Raw genomic sequence first — 20764 nt, 5'->3', positions numbered from 1 at the left:
CCCGGAGTCACCGGTCTCGAGAGGCGCTCGAAGACGGGAGGAATATATCCCGCTCGCCGTCGACTCGTGTAACTGTCCCTCGAGACACTGCGAACCCCGCTCGAACTCGACGGACTTCGGTTTCCACTCGAGTCCGAGACACAGCGAACCACGCTTGCGGGCGATTTTCGAGTCGATGACCCGATCAGGATCCGCTCCAGATGCCGGCCAGTCCGCCTCCGACGAGCGAAGCGTGACCGACGCGAACGGGCCGGTAGATGACGACCCGGAAGGGGAGTGTACGCTGTGTTCGCTTCCGACGCCGTCCGATCCCGTTACCGCAGCCAGCGTCGACGGAACGTTTTGCTGTCGCGGCTGTCTGGAGGTTCATCGTACGCTCGAGACCGTCGACGACGTCGAGGAGAGCGAGGTTCGTGACCGTATCGGGCGATCGAGTGCGATCGCCGACGACGGAGACCGCTCCGAGGGAACCGACGGTATCGAACCGCCAGCGAGCGACGCGGACGAGGAGTTTCTCGCCGTCGAGGGAATGCACTGTTCGACCTGCGAGGCGTTTCTCGAGGCGACGGCGGAGTCGACGGACGGCGTCCTGTCGGTCGACGCGAGCTACGCGACCGAGACTGTTCGGGTGGCGTACGATCCGGATCGGCTCGAGCCCGACGACCTCCCCGAGATCGTCTCGGGGTACGGCTACACCGCTCGCGAGCGGGGAACCGATTCGGACGAATCGGGCCGCGACCAGGCGCTCGTGAAATTCCTGATCGGGGGCGGCCTCTTCGGGATGATGGTGATGGTGTGGTACGCGGTCTTTCTGTATCCGACGTACTTCGGCTACGATCCGGTCGTCGATTTCGGCGGCTACGACGGCTACTATCTGGCGGTGAACATCTGGCTGATGACCTCGTTCGTCCTCTTTTATACGGGGTATCCCATCCTCCGTGGCGCGTTCGTCAGCCTGCGGGCGGGGATGCCGAATATGGACCTGCTCGTCACGACCGCGGCCGTCGGCGCGTACGCCTACAGCACGCTCGCGATGGCGCTCGGTCGAACCGACCTCTACTTCGACGTGAGCGTCGCAATCGTCCTGGTCGTCACCGCGGGGACGTACTACGAAGAGCGGATCAAACGCCGGGCCGCGGGATTGCTCTCCGATCTGACGGAGCAACGCGTCGACGAAGCCCGCCGGGCCGACGGCGAGACGGTTCCGCTCGAGGCGGTCGAACCCGGCGATCACCTGCTCGTCCGGCCCGGCGAGCGAGTCCCACTCGACGGGGACGTACTCGAGGGAACGGCCGCCGTCGACGAGTCGCTGGTGACCGGCGAGTCGATGCCCGCCGACAAAGGACCTGGTGATCCGGTCCGCGGCGGGACGGTCGTCACCGACGCCCCGCTCGTCCTCGAGGTCGGGCCGGACGCCGAGAGTACGCTCGATCGACTCGTCTCGATCATGTGGTCGATCCAGAGTTCCCGTCCCGGCGTCCAGCGTCTCGCCGACAGGCTCGCAACGATCTTCGTCCCGCTCGTCCTCGCCCTCGCCACGATCGTGACCGCGCTGTTGCTCGCGACCGGTTCGAGTCTCTCGACTTCGCTGCTGGTCGGGCTGACCGTGGTCATCGTCTCCTGTCCCTGCGCGCTCGGGCTCGCGACGCCGCTTGCGATCGCATCCGGGGTCCAGACGGCCGCGAAACGCGGGATCGTCGTCGTGGCGGAGACGATCTTCGAGGACGCTCCCGATGTCGACGTCGTCGTCCTCGACAAGACCGGGACGCTGACGACGGGATCGATGACGGTCGATGGCGTCTACGCAGACGATACCGAGGAATCGAACGAGGACGCAGGCAGGGTGCTCGCCCGCGCTGGCGCGGTGGAATCGCTCTCCGAGCATCCGATCGGGGCCGCCATCGCGGCCGCAGCGTCCGAGCGACTGGATGCGTCCGCGACCGATCCAGGCGATGAGCTCGCGAACGTGACCGATCCAGACGAGGATCTCGAGGCCGTGACCGATCCAGACGGGGAACTCGAGGCCGCAACCCCCTCCAATGGCTGTGACAATCTCGAGGCCGCAGTCGACGGGTTCGAGCGCGATCGGCGGGGCGTCAGCGCAGTCGTCGAGGGAGAACGCGTCGCGGTCGGCCACCCCGACTGGTGTCGCGAGCGGGGGCTGTCGGTTTCGGCCGCCCTCGAGTCACAGGTCGCGGACGCTCGAGCGGCCGGCGACGTGCCGGTCACCGTCGGCTGGGGGGGACAGGTCAGGGGCGTGATCGTCGTCGGCGACGCCCCTCGCGACCGGTGGCGCGACGCAGTCGACTCGCTCGCGAAGGGACGGGAAGTCGTCGTGCTCACCGGCGACGACGGGGCGTCGGTCGACCGGTTTCGCGCCGTCGACGGCGTCGACGAGGTGTTCGCGGGCGTTCCGCCGGAGGCGAAAGCCGAGACCGTCCGGCGACTGCGGGCTCGAGGCACCGTCGCGATGGTCGGCGACGGGAGCAACGACGCGCCGGCGCTCGCGGCCGCGGACGTCGGCATCGCGATGGGGAGCGCAACTACCCTCGCGACCGACGCGGCCGACGCGGTCGTCCTCGAGGACGATCTGACGGCCGTCGTGGAGACGTTCGAGGTCGCAGCGGGCACCAACCGACGGGTTCGCGAGAACCTCGGCTGGGCGTTCGTCTACAACGGGGTGGCGATTCCGCTGGCGATCACCGGCCTGTTGAACCCGCTTTTTGCGGCGGTCGCGATGGCGGCGAGCAGCGCGCTCGTGGTGGTGAACTCCACGCGATCGATGTGAGCCGGTCGACGACAGTTTGCGTATTCGGCCTCAACGATCAGCGGTCCACGTGTCGGTCGGGTCCGTGTCGTCGTTATCAGTACCCACCGCGTCGTCGGCGTCGACAGTAACGACACGTTCGACCGCGGATCGCTTCCCGTTCTCGTAGACGTAGACCGTATTGCCGTCTTCGTCGGCCGTCCGCCGATGGCTTCCGTCACAGAACGGGAAAGAAGCCGAGAGGCCGCACTGACAGATCGCGACGTCTCCCTTTTCGCCGTCGATGTCCTCGGGATCGAGTTTTCGGGGGCCGGTCGCCTCGAGTTCGACGAGTCGTGACATACGGGCGTGTCGGATCCACCGGAACGAAACGATTGGGGTATTGAAGCGAAGCGAGGAACGGAAACTACTTGCCCGTCGTCGCGAATTTCGAACCGAGTAGTATCGATGAGTCCGGACGCCATCGGGACGACGACCGCGATCGCACTCGCCGTGGTCAAAACCCTCGTGCTGGTCGTCGGTAGCCTCATCACGCTTTTCGCGTACAGGGCCTATCGCCGAACCCGACAGCCGGCGCTTGGATATCTCGCGACCGGGTTCGGACTCGTCACGCTCGGGCTGGTCTTCGCGGGGATGTTTTACGAACTGCTCGAGGTGTCGCTTCGGCTAGGGCTGCTCCTCGAGAGTCTGTTGATGCTTGCAGGGTTTCTCGTAATCGCGTACTCGTTGTACGCTCCGTCTCCCTGATACGACCCGCGACGTGGTCGAACACGAATCCTGTGTTCGAAGACCAACAGACCGTCATCCCCCGTCCATGGGAGGACGGTTGGGACCGGCAGGAATCGTCTCCGTATCGACGCGCGGAACCTCGAGGACGACGACGGTTCCTCGCGGATCGTTCTCCTCGAACCGGAGTCGACCGCCGGTCTGGGTGACTGCCCAGTTGACCAGCCAGAGTCCGAGGCCGCTGGCGTGTCGAAGCTGGGTGATCTCGCGGTCCTCCTCGAGGAGTTCGCGCTCTTCGTCGGGGATCCCAGGTCCGTTATCGGCGATGGACAGTCGGACCAGTCCGTCTTCCGGCCGGTCGGACAGCGAGATTTCGACGGTCGGCGTCGACCTGTCGTTGTGTTCGATCGCGTTTTCGATTACCTGTCGGATAGCCGTCTCGAAGGAGTCGCCGGCGCGGGCGAAACAGCGCTCCGGAGCCGAACACTCGACGGCGGCGTCTGGATGGTCCCGATGGAGCGCGGCTGTCGCCTGTCTGACCGCGTCGGAGACGTCGATGGGATCGATCGCCGATTCGCCGTTCTCGAGAGTCCGTTCGGCTGCACGGGTTTTTTCGGCGAGTTCGACGAGGTCGGTCGAGCGCTCTCGGATCACCTCCGCGTACTGGGACTGCTCGTCCGAGACGGCTTCCTCGAGCATCTCGGCACACCCCCTGACGATGTTCATGCCGTTGCGCAGGTCGTGGCGTAACACGCGATTGAGGATCTCGACCCGTTTTCGTCGTCGTTTTCGTTCGGTGACGTCGGTGTACAGTCCGAACACGGTCTCCGAGGTGTCCTCAGTTTCGACCGGGACGAGCCGGACCATGAAATCGCGAAGGCCGTCGACGGAGATGCGTTTGACCTCGCCCTCGACGACTTCGCCGCGAGCGCTGAGCCGGTTGAACGTCCGCGCTTCGGCGGCGTCCCCAGTGGGGACGATGAACTCGTCGAGCGCTTTGCCGACGAGTTCGGACTCGTCGTAGCCGAAGATTCGCTCGAACGCGGGGTTGATCGACTCGACGATCGGCACGTCTCCGTCGTCGTGGCGTCCGATGACGACGGCGTCAGGGACGTTCTCGAACAGCGCGGCGAACCGATCACGTTCGGTTCGAAGCTGGTGTTCGAAGTCGATCCGCTCGAGGGCATTTTGCACGTGAGAGAGCAACAGTTCGGCGAGTTCTTCGTCCTCGTCGTCGAAGGCACCGACCTCGGTCGAAACCGCCTGGAAGACGCCACGGTCGCCGATCGGGACGCTCAACACCGATCGAAACGCCGTCTTCGTCGCGGCGGCGTCGTCGTCCGCCCGGAGATCGGCGACGCGGTACGTACGGCAGTGTCGATGGGTTTTTCCGGCGATGCCTTCGTCGATCGGCATCCGCTCGAGTGACGTGCCGTCCAGTTCGGACGAAATCGCCTCCTTGACGAGGTACTCCCCCTGTACGCTGTCGACGACGCAGACGTCGAAGTTCAACACCTCTTCGGCCGCTTCGACGGTCAGATCGTAGACGTCCTGATGTGTGTGACAGTCGTCGAGTTCGGACGCGATCCCGTGGAGGCTCTCGATTTTCGCCTTGCTATCGACGAGTTCCCGTTCGATCCGCTTTCGGTCGCTTACGTCCCGGATAATCCCGACGATTCCGTCGGGTTCGCCCTCCGAGTACAGAAGCGTCGCGGTCATCTCGGATGGAACGTGTTCCCCACGTCGAGTGGTGACTCGGCCCTCGTAGGTTTCGACGCTATCGCGAGGTGCGTCGAGCAGCGACCGAACGCGACTGCGGCCTCGTTCGAATCCATCGTCGGTGAAGATCGTCGACACGTGTTCGCCGACGAGTTCCTCGCGATTGTAGCCGGTCAGTTCCGTCAAACTGTCGTTGACGGTGACGAACCGGCCGTCCAGGTCGAGACCGTAGACGCTATCGCCGACGGCCTCGACGACCGTCTTCGTCCACTCGAGTTCCCGGTCACGACCGATCCGATCGGGCGCTGGCTCGAGACTCGAGTCGGACGGGTCGTGGTCCTCGAGGACGCCGTCGATCCGTGACCGAATTGTCTCGGGCTCCTGTGACTGGGGGACGTAGCCGTCGACTCCGGCGGCCACGAGTTCGCCCGCCAGTTCCTCCGATCCCGCCGACGGACAGGCGACGATGGACGTCTCGGGAGCGTGACTCCGAACCCGCCGGCAGAGGTCGACGCAGTCGCTCTCGGGGAGGCGGTCGGTCGTGAGGACACAGTGAACTGCGTCGGCCGACAGCCGCGAGAGACACTCGGCCGTCGTTTCGACGACGTCGACCGTTGCGTCGAGAGCGTCGAGCGCCTCCTGGACCGTTGCTGTGGGGGATGGATCGACGTAGACGACGCGAATCTCGGAGTGGCTCACGTGATATTCACTCGGTCTAGCAGGACCGATGGCCTCCACCGATATTACTGTTGGAGGTAAATCGTGGTTTGATACGGTTTACTGTAAATCATTACCGGCGCACCCGTCCCCGGGTCGCGGGTGCGCCGGTACACAGTTACAGTAATCCGTATGAGGAGTCAGTTCCAGACGGATTGCTGTATCGATGTACCGGTGAGACCGGGACGGAACGTCCCACGGGATTGACGTACAGCAGGTCGTTTCAGGGACTTTTGTTCCCGGTTTATAGTGTGACTTCGTCGAATCCCCGGAGAACCCCCTGGCCGTCCGTCGGACCGACGTCCGGAAGGGTTGCTCGTTCGGGATGTGGCATCAACACCGCGACGGTGTCGCGCTCACCGAGAATGCCCGCGACGTTGTGTTTCGAGCCGTTGGGGTTCGCCCCGTCGGTCACCGCACCGTCGGCGTCGCAGTACCGAAACAGGACGCGATCCGCCGACTCGAGTTCCGCCAGACGGTCGTCGCCGACCTCGTAGCGTCCCTCTCCATGTGCGATCGGGATTCGGATGACGTCGCCTTCGTCGTACGCGGCCGTCCATGGCGTATCGTCGCGCTCGACGCGGAGGTAGACGTGTTCACACTGGAAGCGGGCGCTCTCGTTCGTCGTAAACGCACCGTCGGTGAGTCCGGACTCACAGCCGATCTGTGCCCCGTTGCAGACGCCGAGCACCGGAACGCCGTCGGCCGCAGCCGCTCGGACGTCCTCGAGGATCGGCGATCGGGCCGCCATCGCCCCCGCGCGGAGGTAATCCCCGTAGGAGAATCCACCCGGGAGGACGACGCCGGTCGCGTCGTCGGGGAGTCCGTCCTCGTGCCAGACGATCTCCGCGTCGATCTCGAGGTGCTCGAGTGCCCGTTCTGCGTCGCGGTCGCAGTTCGATCCGCCGAAGCGGACGACCGAAACCGTCACAGTTCCCACCCCATGGTGGTGGAACCGACGGGTTCGGTCGGCGTGGTCGTGACGATCATCTACCGATCGACGACCTCCACGTCGAAGTCGTGGATGGTCGGGTTCGCCAGCAGTCGTTCTGCCATCTCACTCGCTCGCTCGCGCGCGCTCTCGGCCGACTCGGCCTCGAGGTCGATCTCGAACCGGTCGGCCGACCGGAGATCCTCGAGTTCGAAGCCCAGACGCTCCAGCGCTCGCTGTGTCGTCTCGGCCTCCGGATCGAGGACGCCGTGTTTGAGTCGAACCGTCACCGTCGCGGTGTAGGCGGTCATTACGTGAAACCCCGTAACCGTGCTCAAAAACGCTTTCGCCTCGCATGCCTGATACACGATCGTGGATAGTTCCGGCGAGAGGGCGACCTCGGGCCCCTCGACCGGTGACGAGCGACCCTGCCGCTCGAGTGCGGCGATGAGACCGATGCCAGCCCTTTTTGTGTTGGTTCTCGAACACGTGTGTATGGCCGGAAACTGGTCCGGAGCGGAGCTTTCGATGCCGGTTGCCGTCGTCGTCGTCGGAGTCCTCCTGGCGTTCGTCGGGCTCGCGGCTATCGACACGAGTGTCGCGATCATCGTCGCCATCTTCGCGTTCGTTTTCGGCGGCGAGATACTCAGGCAGTTCGCCGCCGCGGTGGGCGAGGCGGACGACGAACCGATCGAAGACGGGACGACTGCGGACGAAGACGTCGCCGGCGCGCTCGAGCGGCTGCGCACTCGGTACGCCGACGGCGAACTCTCCGACGCGGAGTTCGAGCGACGCCTGGAAATCCTCCTCGAGACGGAAACGGTGGCCGACGTCGAACGGTATCTCGCGGACGAGGGTCGGGCGGGTGCGACCGAACACAGGTCCTCCGACACGCGCGACGGTGCACTCGAGCGGTCGTCGGGATGAGTTCACACAGCCCGTGTCCAGACCCGGGAGACCGGTCGCGCTCACACGGTGCCGACGGCCAGAAGTCCTCCCGAATCTGGGCCGTTCGACACACGCACTCAGGTCGTTTCTCCGATTCCCGTAACTCGTCGTTCGCATCGAACGATCGTGTGACTGATTATTAACTATATCAGCTAAGATAATAACTACTATTACGTCTCGGGTCGAGTTGTTAATCATGGACGAAAACTCGATTCCCGTTACCGTACTGTCCGGAACGCTCGGGGCCGGAAAGACGACGGTACTCAACCACGTGCTACGCGAAAGCGACGACGACCTGGCGGTACTCGTCAACGACATGGGCGAGGTGAACGTCGACGCGGACCAGGTCGCCGAGTCCTCGGACATCGCCGACGAAGACGAGGAACTGGTCGAACTATCAAACGGCTGCATCTGCTGTGAACTGCGCGGCGATCTGCTCGACGCGATCGGTGAACTCACCGCTTCAGAGCGGGAGTTCGACGCCGTCGTCGTCGAGTCGACCGGCGTCGCCGAACCGCTGCCCGTCGCCCAGACGCTCACCCTCGGGTTCGATCAGTCGGATCTCGATCCAACGGAGTTCTACGAAGAGACCGGCATCGAACCGCTTTCGGGCTGTCACCTCGATACGACGGTCACCGTCGTCGACGCCCACCAGTTCCAGACGGCGATGGAATCCGACGAAATCCTCGACGACGACGGGACGAAAAAACACCTCGGCGATCTGCTGGTCGAACAGGTCGAGTTCTGTGACGTCCTCTTGCTCAACAAGTGCGATCTGGTCGACGAGGCGACCCTCGAGACGATCGAGACCACGCTCGAGGCGTTACAGCCGCGGGCGGAGATCCTCCGGACCGAACACGGGCGAATCGAGCCCGAAGCGATCGTCGAGACCGATCGGTTCGACTTCGAGGAGGCGAGTCGATCCGCCGGCTGGATCAAGGAACTCGAGGAACCCCACCAGTCGGCCGAGGAGGAACACGGAATCACGTCGTTCGTCTTCGAGGCGCGCCGTCCCTTCCACCCGGAGCGGTTTGCGGACCTGCTCGACCGGTTCCCGGACGAGGTCGTGCGAGCGAAAGGTCACTTCTGGCTCGCTGGCCGCGAGGCCGAGGCGCTCTCGCTCAACGTCGCCGGGCAGTCGGTCAGGATCGCGCCGGCCGGCCAGTGGATCGACTCGCTCCCATCCGACGAACGAGCGGCGGAGTTGGCTGACCGCCCCGACCTCGAGGAGTTCTGGCACGATCGGTGGGGCGACCGAAGCAACCAGCTCGTCCTCATCGGGACGGAGATGGATCACGAGTCGATCCGATCCGATCTCGACGACTGCGTGCTCGCGGACGGGGAACTCGAGGCGGATCACTCGGCGTACGAGGACCGGTTTCCGACGTTCGAACCGCCCGAAACCGAGGGAGACGCAGAGGCCGAAAACGTGGCGGAAGACGACCACGGAAGCTCACAGGAGGAAATCGGCATTGCGGACTGAGCGGGGTGGCCACCGTGACCGACCGTAACGTCGACGCAGAGCCGACTCCACCGGCCGAACGGCAGGCGGACAGCGACGGCGTGTCGCCGTGGTATCAGGCATACGTCGATCGGCGCGAACACGGACCCGACGTCTGTACGATTTACAACGCGTTCGACGCCGAATCCGTGACGGAAGAACGCATCACCGCGATCGGCGACGCGTTCGTCTCCCGGGAGGACGCGAGGTGATCGACGCCGTCAGTTTCGTCGAAGCGAAACGCGACCTATCCCGCGTCGAGCGTAACCCCACCCCGTCCGCTCGAGCGACGACACTCCTGCGACGTCGATCTCGAACTGGCGGCCGTTCCGATCGGTGACGTCCGGGTTCGAGCGATCGATCTCGAGCCGTTCCGGCCGGCAACTCAGGATTCTTTCGTGACGACGACCGAGCCCGATCCGTGGACGGTTATCGTGTAGCCCTCGAGACGAAACGACACCGTCCCCGCGTTTCGGTTCGCGGTGCCGCTCGTCGGTTCGAAGATCGCCTCGAGGCTGTCCGGATCGATCCGGTCGTACAGTCGTTCCATCTCCGCGGGCTCCGTCTCGGAGAGCGCCGCGACCGTCGAGACGATCGTCTCCGCCAGCGATCTGTCGTCGGCCCAGTCGTGGGAGACGAACGCTGTTTTCGCGTCGAGGTCGATCCGGTGTCCGCCGTGGTCGTCAGTTGTAGCTGTCATCGTACTCACCTAGAGGCTGTTGACTGTCACGTCCGGTGACTGGAAATCCCTACTACAGACGCCAGTATAAAACCCTGTCAGACATCTTTCACTGGATTGTACGACAAAATAAAAGAAAGAAGGCGACGGGTGGCGAATCGGATCGACGCCGTTGTCATACAGCCGATTCGCTCGCCACGGAACGTCGCTATGTGGCCCCGGTTCGACCCAGCACGCCGTGTACTCGGCAACTCGCCGCTTCGTTTCGGACGTCAAAGGTATAGTTATACCAGAGTCAGATTGGAAAGATGATCTTTTACGATCGCCGGTCAGAACTCATACCGATGTCCCGAACATCGATCGAGCGGAGGTGGCCTCGATGACGAGAGACGTAACCGAAATCACGGTGATAGGCGACGACGACACCGGACTCGTCGCCCGGGTGACGAGTCTCCTGTTCGAACGCGGGATAAACATCGAGGACATAGATCAGGCGGTCCGTGAGGACGTCTTCCGGATGTCACTTGCGGTGGACACCTCGGACATGATCTGTACCGAAACGACGCTCCGAGAGGACCTTCGGGGCCTGGGAGAGGACCTGGGGCTCGACGTTCAGGTTCGGTTTCCCGCCGACCGAGACACACAACAGATCGCCGTCCTCGTTACGAAAGAGAGCCACTGTCTCGAGGCGCTGTTCGAGGCGTGGGCGAACGACGAACTGGGAGCCGACATCGGGGTTGTCATCGGGAACTACGACGATCTGGCGGTGGTCGCGAACCACTACGACGTGCCGTTTCACGACGTCGGCGACGAAAACGGTCGACAGAACGAAGAGCGGTTGCTCGAACTGCTCGAGGAATACGACGTCGATTTGATCGTCCTCGCCCGGTACATGCGAATTCTGAGCCCGAACATCGTCTTCCGGTACGAGGATCGAATCATCAACGTACACCCTTCGCTTCTGCCGGCGTTTCCGGGTGCGGAGGCGTACCGACAGGCCGTCGAGGAGGGAGTCCGAATCGCCGGTGTCACCGCCCACTACGTGACGACCGATCTGGATCAGGGGCCGATCATCACCCAGCGCGCGTTCGACGTTCCCGACGACGCCGACCTCGAGGAGCTCAAACGCCGCGGCCAGCCCCTCGAGGCCGACGCTTTGCTCGACGCGGTTCGTCTGCACTTGCGCGGCGACGTCTCGGTCCACCGCGGCCGAACGACGGTTCGAGAGAACGCCGGAACGTATCAACTCGGTCTTCCCGACGGGATCGACGACATCACGCCGGATCGACCGGTAGACGGGCTCGGTAACGTCGTCTGCGACGAATAACCCGCCCTATCGCGTTTCCAGGAGACACGTTCGTCGTTCGGCCCAGCGTGCGGTGAACCCCATCATGTGTTCCTATTCGGGTTCACCGTGTGTGTTTGACCATTTTTGAGAGAAATACCGGAATATTCATACTTCCTCGAGAGAAATTGCAGAACATGGTGGCACATCCACAGCCGGTCGAGGAAGGGGCCGCGACGAGTCGGGACGTGGCTGGTGCGATCGACGAAATAAATGGGACCCCACACCTCGTCATCGCGGACCTCACGCGAGACGACTGCTGGCTCTCGATGGCGACAGCCGATGCCGTCTCCCTCGAGAACTGTCGGTAAGTGCTTCTACTCCCTCGAGAACTGTCGGTAGGTGTTCCTGATTCCATTCTCTCATACGGAGTATTTGTCCGTCGCATACGCTCCACTATGAGTCATTTCCGGTGGACCGCACCCTGACGGTGGTTGTGCCTGAAAATCGTACAGCAAACCGAATCAGTCAGCTTCGTTCGGTTCGAGCGACGAGCCGGCGGACGTCGTTCCGCCGAGGCGCTCGGTCCACGTGGAGGAAACGATCGGTGCGACCGCGAGAAACACCATGATTCCAACGAAGACGACGAGCGCAACGCTGGCGATGGCAGTGATCGCGATAGTCGGGTCGAACGGGGCGATACTCGAGACAACGATACTGTCGAGACTCATTTGCACTCGATATCAGATCGTCAGTCGCGGCATATGAGGGTTACTGAATCGAACGGAGCCGCCGGTTACAGTCTGCGGACCGCTCCCACGGCGCTCGAGAGCGGCGGCGCGTCGAAGAACTCCCGCTGGGTGTACGCGTTCGTACCGGCACAGTACATGTCGCGAGCGACGGAAAGCACGTCGTCCTCGAGTGGGTCCGGCCCCTCGGCACAAAGCGATCGCCAGTCGGCGACTCCTTCGCGTTTCGCCTCGGCTTTCGCGGCCTCGACCGCCTGCACCCACGACGGCTGCGTGCGTTTGTGGTACTGACGGAGGACCTCCTTCGACAGCTGGGTTCCCTCGTAGCTGAATCGGTTCTCGTCGAACGTGCCGACGACGTCGGCGACGCGAATCTCCCCGTCGACGTAGAGACACTCGATCTTTCCGTCCTGGTGGTCGAGTCCGGCGGACTCCGCCTGCTCGGTGACGAGTCGGTTGACGTCTCGAGCCAGCGACTCGAGTTCACCGACGTCGGCGAGACCGGCAATCTGATCTGTCTCCTCGGACTCGAGGTAGCGGTCGCTCTCCTCGTACTTCGTGGAGAACTCGACGATGGGTTCCTCGAGGTCGACCGCGTCGGCGGGCCACCCATCGCGGTCGAGGCCGTGATCGGAGGGGTCCGTCCGTCGCCGGAGACTCGACCCCTCGGGAACCCGGTTTCGGAAGACGATCTCGAGCGGGATCAGGTAGTTCTCGCCCGCCGCGTCGTGGTAGTGGTCGTAGTCGTACTCCCGGCCGTCGTTCGGGAGGTCGGGAACCTGCGTGAGTTCGATCGCCATCTCGATCGGGGGAGCGTCGGCCTCCTCGAGGGCGACGACCTCGGCGTCCTCGCTTTTGGCGTTCGCGTTCGAGGTGGCCCGGTCGCGGCCGGCATCCCGTTCGACGACCCCGCGGTAGTGGGTCGGAATGCCGGCGTCCTCGAGCAGTTCGAAGTTGTACGCGCCCATCGTACAGAGGCTCGCACCCTTCTCCGGCACGCGGTCGGGCATCTTCCCCCAGTCGAACACCGAATAATCGTCGGTGAAAACGAACGCGCCACGGCCGAGCGAGTCAGCAGTGGGTTCTTCTTCGACTCGGAACTCCTTGACGCTCGTCACTGACGCCACCCCGGTCCGGTACGGTCGCCGTCGTTCATACTCGAATTCCCGGGGGCGTCCCTCAAGAAGGTTTCAGTATCGGCTGCATCGATCGACCCCAACTCGAGAAATACCGCGTTTCGTCGGTGAAGAGACCGGGGCAATTGATCCTATTTATAAAATTGGCCACAACTGATTTTGAGTTGAAACGGAACTGTACTGCAAATGCGATCGGTACCACAATCAGTTCGGGACACCGCCGGCCGACTCGTCACGGACCTCAGCCAGGTCTGGGGACGACTCGTTCCGGATCGGCTACGGCGAAGCTACGTGGCGAAGTTCGGACTCGTCATCCTGATCGTCCTCCTCGTGACGTCAGCGAGCGCCGTCTTCTTCTACGCCGGTATCTCCGAGGAGATCACCGAGAACAGCCAGGACGAACTCGGTCACATGGCCGAGTTCGAAGCACAGGAACTCGGGAACCAGATGGACGCCCACAGACAGCTTTCACAACGTCTTGCGACCGACGACCGGATCACGTCGGGATACGGGATGGACATCGGTGGCCAGTTGAGCGTCGAAACGAGACAGACGCCGGAGGAAGTGCTGGCGCTTCACTACGTCGACCTCGAGACCGACACCGTCGCACAGAGTTCAGAGCGTGGCGGGAGCGGAACCGATATCTCGGCGCTCGAGCTCCAGATGTACGTCGCCGAGGACGACACCACCGCCAGAAGCGCCTACGACGAGGTCGATCTCACCGAGGTCGATACCGCACACACGGAGACCTTCGAGTACGATGGCCAGAACGCGATCGCGTACTTCTCCCCCGTCGGCGGCACGAACGAGGGTCACGCGATCATGGTCGTCGTCTCAGCCGACGTGTTAGCAGAGAGCGTCCAGAACCCACTCGAGGATAGCTATACCGAGGTCGTCGACGGTGACTCCGGCGTCGTCATGGTGAGCCAGGACTCCGAGTCGATCCGCACGACCTATCGAGACGGTACCGAGGACGTTACGGGCGGCGACGAACTCGAGACGGGCGCAACCGAGTTCGACGACACGGGCGAGGTCGTCGCCTACACCCCTGTACCAGATACGAACTGGCTCCTCGTCTCCCACGTCCCGCAGTCGACGGCCTACGCCCTCGTCGACGACGTCGCCAACTCCCTGATCGTCCTCATCTCGATCGCACTCGCCGGCTTCCTCTTCATCGGAGCCACCATCGGCCGGTCGACCGCCAACGCCCTCGAGAACCTCGCGGACGACGCCGCCGCGCTCTCGAGGGGCGATATCGACATCGAAATCGACGACGACGGCCGAATCGACGAGGTCGGCCAGGTGCGCGACTCCTTCGACGACATCCGGGCGTACCTCGAGACGGCCACCGCCCAGTCGAACGCCATCGCCCAACAGCAGTTCGACGATTCCGCCCTCGAGGAGAACGTCCCCGGCACGCTCGGCGACTCGCTCGCGACCATGGGGACCGACCTCGAGAACTACATCACCGACGTCGAAGCCGCCAAAGCGGAGGCCGAGCAATCCCGACGGAACGCCACCGAAGCCCGACACGAGGCGGAAGCGCTGGCCGAACGCCTCGAGCGCAAGGCGAGCGAGTTCGGCGAAGTGATGGGGGTCGCCGCCGACGGCGACCTCACCCAGCGCCTCGACGAAAACGTCGACAACGAGGCACTCGCCGAGATCGCCACCGCGTTCAACGAGATGCTCGAGGAACTCGAGCGCACCATCGTCGACATTCAGGACCTCTCCGAGGACGTCGACCGGATCAGCGGCGACGTCACCACCCGCGTCGAAGAGATCGAGAAGGCAAGCGGCGAGGTGAGTCGCTCGGCCGAGGAGATCGCCACGGCCACCGCCGACCAGAGCGACCGCTTCCAGGACGTCTACGGTGAGATGAACGATCTCTCGGCGACGGTTCAAGAGATCGCCTCCACCGCCGACGACGTCGCCACCGTCTCCGACAAGGCCGCTTCGAAAGCGGAAGTTGCCGGCGAAGCCTCGAGCGAGATCAGAGCGGAGATGGACCGTCTCGAGCAGCGAGCCGAAGAGATCAGCGAGCAGGTCGGCAAACTCGACGACGAGATGGGCGAGATCAGCGAGATCGTCGACCTCATCGACGACATCGCCGACCAGACGAATCTGCTTGCGCTCAACGCTTCGATCGAAGCGGCCAGCGCCGGCGAGGAAGGAGACGGCTTCGCGGTCGTCGCGAGCGAAGTGAAGTCGCTGGCAGAAGAAACCGGCGAGGCCACCCAGGAGGTCGACGATCTGGTGACGAGCGTCCAGCGGTCGGTCGACGACACCGTCGACGAGATCGAACGCATGCGCGACCAGGTCGACGACGGAGCCGCAGTCGTCGACGAGGGGATCGAGGCCATCGACGCGATCACCGAACAGGTCGAGACCGCAAACGAGAGCATCCAGTCGGTTAACGCCGCCACCGACGAACAGGCCCGCGCCAGCGGCCGCGTCGTCGAGATGGTCGACGAAGCGACCGAGATCAGCGAGGAGACGAAATCCGAAACCGAGACCGTCGCCGCCGCCGCCGAAGAACAGACCGCGACCGTCTCCGAGGTCGCCTCGGGCGCACAGTCGCTGACCGAGATGGCCGACGACCTCCGTGTCTCCCTCGAGGCGTTCGACGTCGACGCCAGCGAACCGAGCGACGACGCGAGCGAAAGCGGAGATCGGTCCGACCACGCCGACGACGCGAGCGAAAGCGCAAATCGGTCCGACGACACCGACGTCACTCTCGAGTACGACGAACGCGGAGTGACCAACGACGAGTTCGAAACGCCAACTTTCGGTGACGAACGCGAGAGCAACCACTGAGATCGGTCACGGAGTGGCAATTTTCATTCGACACACTCGTATTAGTGTATTCCGGACTGAAAGTATCGATTTCGCGCATTCCGTTTATAAACTGGGCCACAAGTGATTTTGAGTTGAGACGGAACTGTTCTGGAAATGCCATCGGTACCACAAGCAGTTCGAGACCGATTTCGACGGGGCGTCACGCCCCTCACCCAGTTGTGGGGACGGGTCGTCACGACCCTCACTCAGTTCTGGGAACAGAGCGCCCCCGATCGGTTGCGACGCAGTTACGTGGCGAAGTTCGGACTCGTCATCCTGATCGTCCTCCTCGTGACGTCAGCGAGCGCCGTCTTCTTCTACGCCGGTATCTCCGAAGAGATCACCGAGAACAGCCAGGACGAACTCGGTCACATGGCCGAGTTCGAAGCACAGGAACTCGCGACGCAACTGGATGCCCACAGACAGCAGTCCCAGCGACTCGCGACGGACGAACGGATAACTGACGGACTCGGCATGGAGATCGGTGGCCGGTTGAGTATGGAGAAGAGTCAATCACCCACCGAAGTGCTGGCGCTTCACTACGTCGACCTCGAGACGGACACCGTCGCACAGAGTTCCGAGCGTGGCGGGAGCGGAACCGACATCTCGGAGTTCGACCTCCAGCTACACGCCACCTACGACGGAACTGCGACAGGGTACGACTACGACGAGATAGACATCTCTGAACTGGAAACGACGCACACTGATACCTTCGAGTACGGGGAACACAACGCCATCGCGTTCATCACGCCCGTCGGCGGCTCGAACGAAGGCCACGCGATCATGGTCGTCGTCTCCGCCGACATGCTCGCACACGAGATCCACAACCCCATCGAGGATAGCTACACGGAGGTCGTAGATAGCGAAACCGGCGAGGTCATGATGAGCCAGCAGTCGGCATCGGTGCTTACGACCTACCGCGACGGCGCCGAGGACATTACGGGCGGCGACGAACTCGAGTCGGGAACGACCGAGTTCGACGACACGGGCGAGGTCGTCGCCTACACCCCGGTCCCCGACACCGACTGGCTCCTCGTCTCCCACGTCCCGCAGTCGACGGCCTACGCCCTCGTCGACGATGTCGCCAACTCCCTGATCGTCCTCATCTCGATCGCACTCGCCGGCTTCCTCTTCATCGGAGCCACCATCGGCCAGTCGACCGCCAAAGCCCTCGAGGACCTCGCGGACGACGCCGCCGCGCTCTCGCAAGGAAACATCGATATCGAGGTCGAAAACGGCACCCGTATCGACGAGGTCGGCCAGGTTCAGGACTCCTTCGACGACATCCGGGCGTACCTCGAGACGGCCACCGCCCAGTCGAACGCAATCGCCCAACAGCAGTTCGACGACCCCGCCCTCGAAGAGGACGTTCCCGGCACGCTCGGGGAGTCACTCGCAGCGATGGGGACCGACCTCGAGAACTACATCACCGACGTCGAGGCCGCCAAAGCCGACGCCGAACAGTCCCAGGAAGAAGCGGCCGAGGCCCGGCGTGAAGCCGAACAGTTGGCCGATCGCCTCGAGCGCAAGGCGAGCGAGTTCGGCGAAGTGATGGGGGTCGCCGCCGACGGCGACCTCACCCAGCGCCTCGACGAGGACGTCGACAACGAGGCACTCGCCGAGATCGCCGCCGCGTTCAACGAGATGCTCGAGGAACTCGAGCGCACCATCGTCGACATCCAGGATCTCTCCGAGGACGTCGACCGGATCAGCGGCGACGTCACAACTCGCGTCGAAGAGATCGAGAAGGCAAGCGGCGAGGTGAGCCGCTCGGCCGAGGAGATCGCCACGGCCACCGCCGACCAGAGCGACCGCTTCCAGGACGTCTACGGTGAGATGAACGATCTCTCGGCGACGGTTCAAGAGATCGCCTCCACCGCCGACGACGTCGCTACCGTCTCCGGGAATGCGGCCGAGCGAGCCGACGAAGCAGGCGAGGCCTCGAGCGAGATCAGAGCGGAGATGGACCGCCTCGAGCAGCGAGCCGAAGAGATCAGCGAGCAGGTCGGCAAACTCGACGACGAGATGGGCGAGATCAGCGAGATCGTCGACCTCATCGACGACATCGCCGACCAGACCAACCTGCTCGCGCTCAACGCCTCGATCGAGGCGGCCAGCGCCGGCGAGGAAGGAGACGGCTTCGCCGTCGTCGCCAACGAGGTCAAATCCCTCGCGGAGGAAACCGGCGAGGCGACTCAGGAGGTCGACGATCTGGTGACGAGCGTCCAGCGGTCGGTCGACGACACCGTCGACGAGATCGAACGCATGCGCGACCAGGTCGACGACGGAGCCGCAGTCGTCGACGAGGGGATCGAGGCCATCGACGCGATCACCGAACAGGTCGAGACCGCAAACGAGAGCATCCAGTCGGTCAACGCCGCCACCGACGAACAGGCCCGCGCCAGCGGGCGCGTCGTCGAGATGGTCGACGAAGCAACCGAGATCAGCGAGGAGACGAAATCCGAAACCGAAACCGTCGCCGCCGCCGCCGAAGAACAGACCGCGACCGTCTCCGAGGTCGCCTCGGGCGCACAGTCGCTGACCGAGATGGCCGACGACCTCCGGGTCTCCCTCGAGGCGTTCGACGTCGACGCCAGCGAATCGAGCGACGACACGAACGAAAGCGCAAATCGGTCCGATGACGCCGACGACGCAAACGAAAGCGGAGATCGGTCCGACGACACCGACGACGCGAGCGAGAGTGACGAATCGGCCGACGGAGGCGACGGAGATGCCTCCGACGGAGCGGATACCGCTGGCACGGACGCGGACCCGGATTCGGACGACCTGTCCCAGTTCGACGATCCCGATTCGGATTCGGACGAAACGGATATCGTCCTCAGACACGACTCGAGCGACCTCGAGGCGGTCGATCCGGACGCCTAACGGCGACGGTCGGCGGTTTCTCTGAACCTCCACGACGACCGCGGACTCGACGTGCGTACCAGGGCTCGTATCCGGTTTTCATCGCCGATCGTGTCCACACGACAATCGCAGTGGCGACATCGGTCGACGAGCGAACGCCGGCCACACATCTGTCAGACCGATATCGGTTGTTACGGTCGCTGTCGGCCGTAACAGGGCCGGACCATCACCCTTTTCTCACTGTGCCCGCATCGTTGCGACGATGGAGCGACCGGTGACGAAGGACGACCTCGCGTTCGATCACGTTCCCGAGACCGACCAGTCCTTCGAAAACGCACTTGCGAAAGCGAACGACGGTGACCGACTCACCGTCGACGACGCGATCGAGTTACTGACGACTGGAACGGCCACCGACGGTATCGATCGGCGACGGAAGGAACTGGTGCTCGAGGCAGCCGACCGCCGACGGGCGGACGTCGTCGGCGAGGAGGTCACCTTCGTCGCGAACCTGAACAACAACGTCACGACGGCCTGTAACGTCGGCTGTCTGTTCTGTAACTTCAAAGACGCCGCACACACGTTCGAGACGGGATCCGAGGTCGACACCGCCGGATTTACGAAGACGCCTGCCGATTCCCGCGAGATCGTCTCCGACGCCGTCTCCCGCGGCATCTACGAGGTCACCTCGGTCTCGGGTCTCCACCCCGCGTTCGCGCTGGACGACGAACACCGCGAGATCCTCGAGTCCCATTCGGATCCGAAGGCGGTCAACTACATTCCACCGGAACGGTACGAGACGAGCCCGGGAACGTACGCCGAGCAGATGGGGGCGATGAGCGTCGACGGCGTCCACGTCCACTCGATGACGCCCGAAGAGGGGTACCACGCTCGCCGCGGAACCGACTGGTCGTACGAGGAGGTCTACGGTCGACTCGCCGACGCCGGCCTCGACACCGTCCCCGGTACCGCCGCCGAAATCCTCGTCGACGAAGTACGGGACGTGATCTGTCCCGGCAAGATCGATACGGGAGGGTGGCTCGAGGCGATGGAAGCCGCCGCGAACGTCGGCCTCGGTCTGACGGCGACGATCATGTACGGACACGTCGAAAACGAGGCACATCGCGCGCTCCACCTGAAACGGATCCGTGACCTGCAAGAGCGGGTCGACGGTGCGATCACGGAGTTCGTCCCGCTGTCGTTCGTCCACCAGAACACGCCGCTTTTCGAACACGACGTCGTCTCCGGCGGCGCGAGCACGGACGAGGACGAACTCCTCATCGCCGTCTCGCGGCTCTTTCTCGACAACGTCGATCACGTGCAGTCCTCGTGGGTCAAGTACGGCGACGAACAGGGGCTCAAAATGCTCTCGTGTGGTGCCGACGACTTCATGGGGACGATCCTCTCCGAGGAGATCACGAAACGCGCCGGCGGCGAGTACGGCGAGTTCCGCTCGTTCGAGGACTACGTCGAGATGATCACCTCGATCGGCCGGACACCGGTCGAACGCTCGACCGACTACGACTCGCAATGGGTGATCGATCCCGACGACCCGCCGTTCGGCCCCGAACTGGGGCCGAAAGCGGACGGATCGCCACTGTTGACACGAGAGGAGCGATCCGAGCGCGCCGTGCTCGCCGACGACTGATCGGCGTACCGATCGCCGTCGGCGGTGTTCGGCGGACGGGCGTTCGCTTGCGTCACTCGAACTCGGGGCCATGGTCGGGTGGGGAACCCGGTACAGGGAGCGAGCGCGATCAGCCCTCGCCAGATGACGACACAGACGGCGACCGAGATCGTTCCAGCGACGAAAAGTTGCAAAGTGTGGGGACCGCCGATCGCAACGGCAGTTCCGACACCGAGAAAGACGCCGACGAGTGCCGCGTTCGCTCCGACTCGCAGCGGATCG

17 protein-coding genes are annotated in these 20764 nt (G+C 63.7%); 10 read left to right on the top strand and 7 right to left on the bottom strand.

The window, feature by feature from the left end:
- The first annotated feature begins 175 nt into the window (after positions 1 to 175).
- Positions 176 to 2788, top strand: coding sequence for a heavy metal translocating P-type ATPase (locus EA473_RS09615; protein ID WP_124195444.1), 2613 nt, complete (start codon positions 176 to 178; stop codon positions 2786 to 2788).
- Between the two features lie 30 nt (positions 2789 to 2818).
- Here the strand turns inward: EA473_RS09615 and EA473_RS09610 are convergent, their stop codons facing one another.
- Entirely contained in the window at positions 2819 to 3109 is a 291-nt protein-coding gene (locus EA473_RS09610; protein ID WP_124195443.1) for a CDGSH iron-sulfur domain-containing protein, read from the bottom strand.
- A gap of 105 nt (positions 3110 to 3214) precedes the next feature.
- Here EA473_RS09610 and EA473_RS09605 point away from each other — a divergent pair, with 105 nt between their 5' ends.
- Entirely contained in the window at positions 3215 to 3514 is a 300-nt protein-coding gene (locus tag EA473_RS09605; protein ID WP_124195442.1) for a DUF7521 family protein, read from the top strand.
- 54 nt (positions 3515 to 3568) lie between these two features.
- Here the strand turns inward: EA473_RS09605 and EA473_RS09600 are convergent, their stop codons facing one another.
- The 3 genes from EA473_RS09600 to purS form a co-directional block, all read right to left on the bottom strand.
- On the bottom strand, positions 3569 to 5911 hold the full coding sequence (locus EA473_RS09600) for a PAS domain S-box protein (protein WP_124195441.1): 2343 nt from the start codon (positions 5909 to 5911) through the stop codon (positions 3569 to 3571).
- A gap of 262 nt (positions 5912 to 6173) precedes the next feature.
- Positions 6174 to 6860, bottom strand: coding sequence for a phosphoribosylformylglycinamidine synthase I (gene purQ, locus EA473_RS09595; protein ID WP_124195440.1), 687 nt, complete (start codon positions 6858 to 6860; stop codon positions 6174 to 6176).
- Between the two features lie 59 nt (positions 6861 to 6919).
- On the bottom strand, positions 6920 to 7171 hold the full coding sequence (purS, locus tag EA473_RS09590; RefSeq protein WP_124195439.1) for a phosphoribosylformylglycinamidine synthase subunit PurS: 252 nt from the start codon (positions 7169 to 7171) through the stop codon (positions 6920 to 6922).
- Between the two features lie 184 nt (positions 7172 to 7355).
- On the opposite strand from purS, the gene EA473_RS09585 reads away from it, so the two are divergent.
- From EA473_RS09585 to EA473_RS09575, 3 genes are all read left to right on the top strand, one after another.
- Positions 7356 to 7787: an SHOCT domain-containing protein gene (locus EA473_RS09585; protein ID WP_124195438.1), complete on the top strand. Its 432-nt coding sequence runs from the start codon at positions 7356 to 7358 to the stop codon at positions 7785 to 7787.
- A 217-nt stretch (positions 7788 to 8004) separates the two neighbouring features.
- Positions 8005 to 9291 carry a GTP-binding protein gene (locus EA473_RS09580; RefSeq protein WP_124195437.1) on the top strand — a complete coding sequence of 429 codons (1287 nt, stop codon included), beginning with the start codon at positions 8005 to 8007 and terminating at the stop codon, positions 9289 to 9291.
- 14 nt (positions 9292 to 9305) lie between these two features.
- Entirely contained in the window at positions 9306 to 9521 is a 216-nt protein-coding gene (locus tag EA473_RS09575; RefSeq protein WP_124195436.1) for a DUF7511 domain-containing protein, read from the top strand.
- A 173-nt stretch (positions 9522 to 9694) separates the two neighbouring features.
- Here EA473_RS09575 and EA473_RS09570 read toward each other — a convergent pair whose 3' ends face one another.
- Positions 9695 to 10009 carry a HalOD1 output domain-containing protein gene (locus EA473_RS09570; RefSeq protein ID WP_124195435.1) on the bottom strand — a complete coding sequence of 105 codons (315 nt, stop codon included), beginning with the start codon at positions 10007 to 10009 and terminating at the stop codon, positions 9695 to 9697.
- Between the two features lie 358 nt (positions 10010 to 10367).
- On the opposite strand from EA473_RS09570, the gene EA473_RS09565 reads away from it, so the two are divergent.
- Positions 10368 to 11315, top strand: coding sequence for a formyltetrahydrofolate deformylase (locus EA473_RS09565; protein ID WP_124195434.1), 948 nt, complete (start codon positions 10368 to 10370; stop codon positions 11313 to 11315).
- A gap of 155 nt (positions 11316 to 11470) precedes the next feature.
- Positions 11471 to 11644, top strand: coding sequence for a DUF7556 family protein (locus tag EA473_RS22245; protein ID WP_165875242.1), 174 nt, complete (start codon positions 11471 to 11473; stop codon positions 11642 to 11644).
- 153 nt (positions 11645 to 11797) lie between these two features.
- On the opposite strand, the gene EA473_RS09560 is transcribed toward EA473_RS22245, so the two are convergent.
- On the bottom strand, positions 11798 to 12004 hold the full coding sequence (locus EA473_RS09560; protein WP_124195433.1) for a hypothetical protein: 207 nt from the start codon (positions 12002 to 12004) through the stop codon (positions 11798 to 11800).
- Positions 12005 to 12069: 65 nt separating this feature from the next.
- On the bottom strand, positions 12070 to 13140 hold the full coding sequence (locus tag EA473_RS09555; protein ID WP_124195432.1) for a phosphoribosylaminoimidazolesuccinocarboxamide synthase: 1071 nt from the start codon (positions 13138 to 13140) through the stop codon (positions 12070 to 12072).
- Positions 13141 to 13344: 204 nt separating this feature from the next.
- On the opposite strand from EA473_RS09555, the gene EA473_RS09550 reads away from it, so the two are divergent.
- From EA473_RS09550 to cofH, 3 genes are all read left to right on the top strand, one after another.
- A complete protein-coding gene (locus EA473_RS09550; RefSeq protein WP_124195431.1) occupies positions 13345 to 15972 on the top strand; it encodes a methyl-accepting chemotaxis protein in 2628 nt (875 codons plus the stop codon).
- Positions 15973 to 16107: 135 nt separating this feature from the next.
- Entirely contained in the window at positions 16108 to 18879 is a 2772-nt protein-coding gene (locus EA473_RS09545) for a methyl-accepting chemotaxis protein (RefSeq protein WP_124195430.1), read from the top strand.
- A 241-nt stretch (positions 18880 to 19120) separates the two neighbouring features.
- Complete coding sequence (gene cofH, locus EA473_RS09540) at positions 19121 to 20503, top strand: 7,8-didemethyl-8-hydroxy-5-deazariboflavin synthase subunit CofH (protein WP_124195429.1); 1383 nt, start codon at positions 19121 to 19123, stop codon at positions 20501 to 20503.
- The last annotated feature ends 261 nt before the right edge of the window (positions 20504 to 20764 follow it).

This window comes from Natrarchaeobius chitinivorans, from assembly GCF_003841505.1.
Classification (GTDB): domain Archaea; phylum Halobacteriota; class Halobacteria; order Halobacteriales; family Natrialbaceae; genus Natrarchaeobius; species Natrarchaeobius chitinivorans.
The sequence above is the reverse complement of the archived record's forward strand: the minus strand, read 5'-3'. Positions and strand labels throughout refer to the sequence as shown.

Bases quoted from the DNA above. Each gene is read 5' to 3' on its own strand.
- EA473_RS09615 (WP_124195444.1), top strand. From the start codon at position 176: ATGACCCGATCAGGATCCGCTCCAGATGCCGGCCAGTCCGCCTCCGAC.
- EA473_RS09610 (WP_124195443.1), bottom strand. From the start codon at position 3,109: ATGTCACGACTCGTCGAACTCGAGGCGACCGGCCCCCGAAAACTCGAT.
- EA473_RS09605 (WP_124195442.1), top strand. From the start codon at position 3,215: ATGAGTCCGGACGCCATCGGGACGACGACCGCGATCGCACTCGCCGTG.
- purS (WP_124195439.1), bottom strand. From the start codon at position 7,171: ATGACCGCCTACACCGCGACGGTGACGGTTCGACTCAAACACGGCGTC.
- EA473_RS09585 (WP_124195438.1), top strand. From the start codon at position 7,356: ATGGCCGGAAACTGGTCCGGAGCGGAGCTTTCGATGCCGGTTGCCGTC.
- EA473_RS09580 (WP_124195437.1), top strand. From the start codon at position 8,005: ATGGACGAAAACTCGATTCCCGTTACCGTACTGTCCGGAACGCTCGGG.
- EA473_RS09570 (WP_124195435.1), bottom strand. From the start codon at position 10,009: ATGACAGCTACAACTGACGACCACGGCGGACACCGGATCGACCTCGAC.
- EA473_RS09565 (WP_124195434.1), top strand. From the start codon at position 10,368: ATGACGAGAGACGTAACCGAAATCACGGTGATAGGCGACGACGACACC.
- EA473_RS22245 (WP_165875242.1), top strand. From the start codon at position 11,471: ATGGTGGCACATCCACAGCCGGTCGAGGAAGGGGCCGCGACGAGTCGG.
- EA473_RS09560 (WP_124195433.1), bottom strand. From the start codon at position 12,004: ATGAGTCTCGACAGTATCGTTGTCTCGAGTATCGCCCCGTTCGACCCG.
- EA473_RS09550 (WP_124195431.1), top strand. From the start codon at position 13,345: ATGCGATCGGTACCACAATCAGTTCGGGACACCGCCGGCCGACTCGTC.
- EA473_RS09545 (WP_124195430.1), top strand. From the start codon at position 16,108: ATGCCATCGGTACCACAAGCAGTTCGAGACCGATTTCGACGGGGCGTC.
- cofH (WP_124195429.1), top strand. From the start codon at position 19,121: ATGGAGCGACCGGTGACGAAGGACGACCTCGCGTTCGATCACGTTCCC.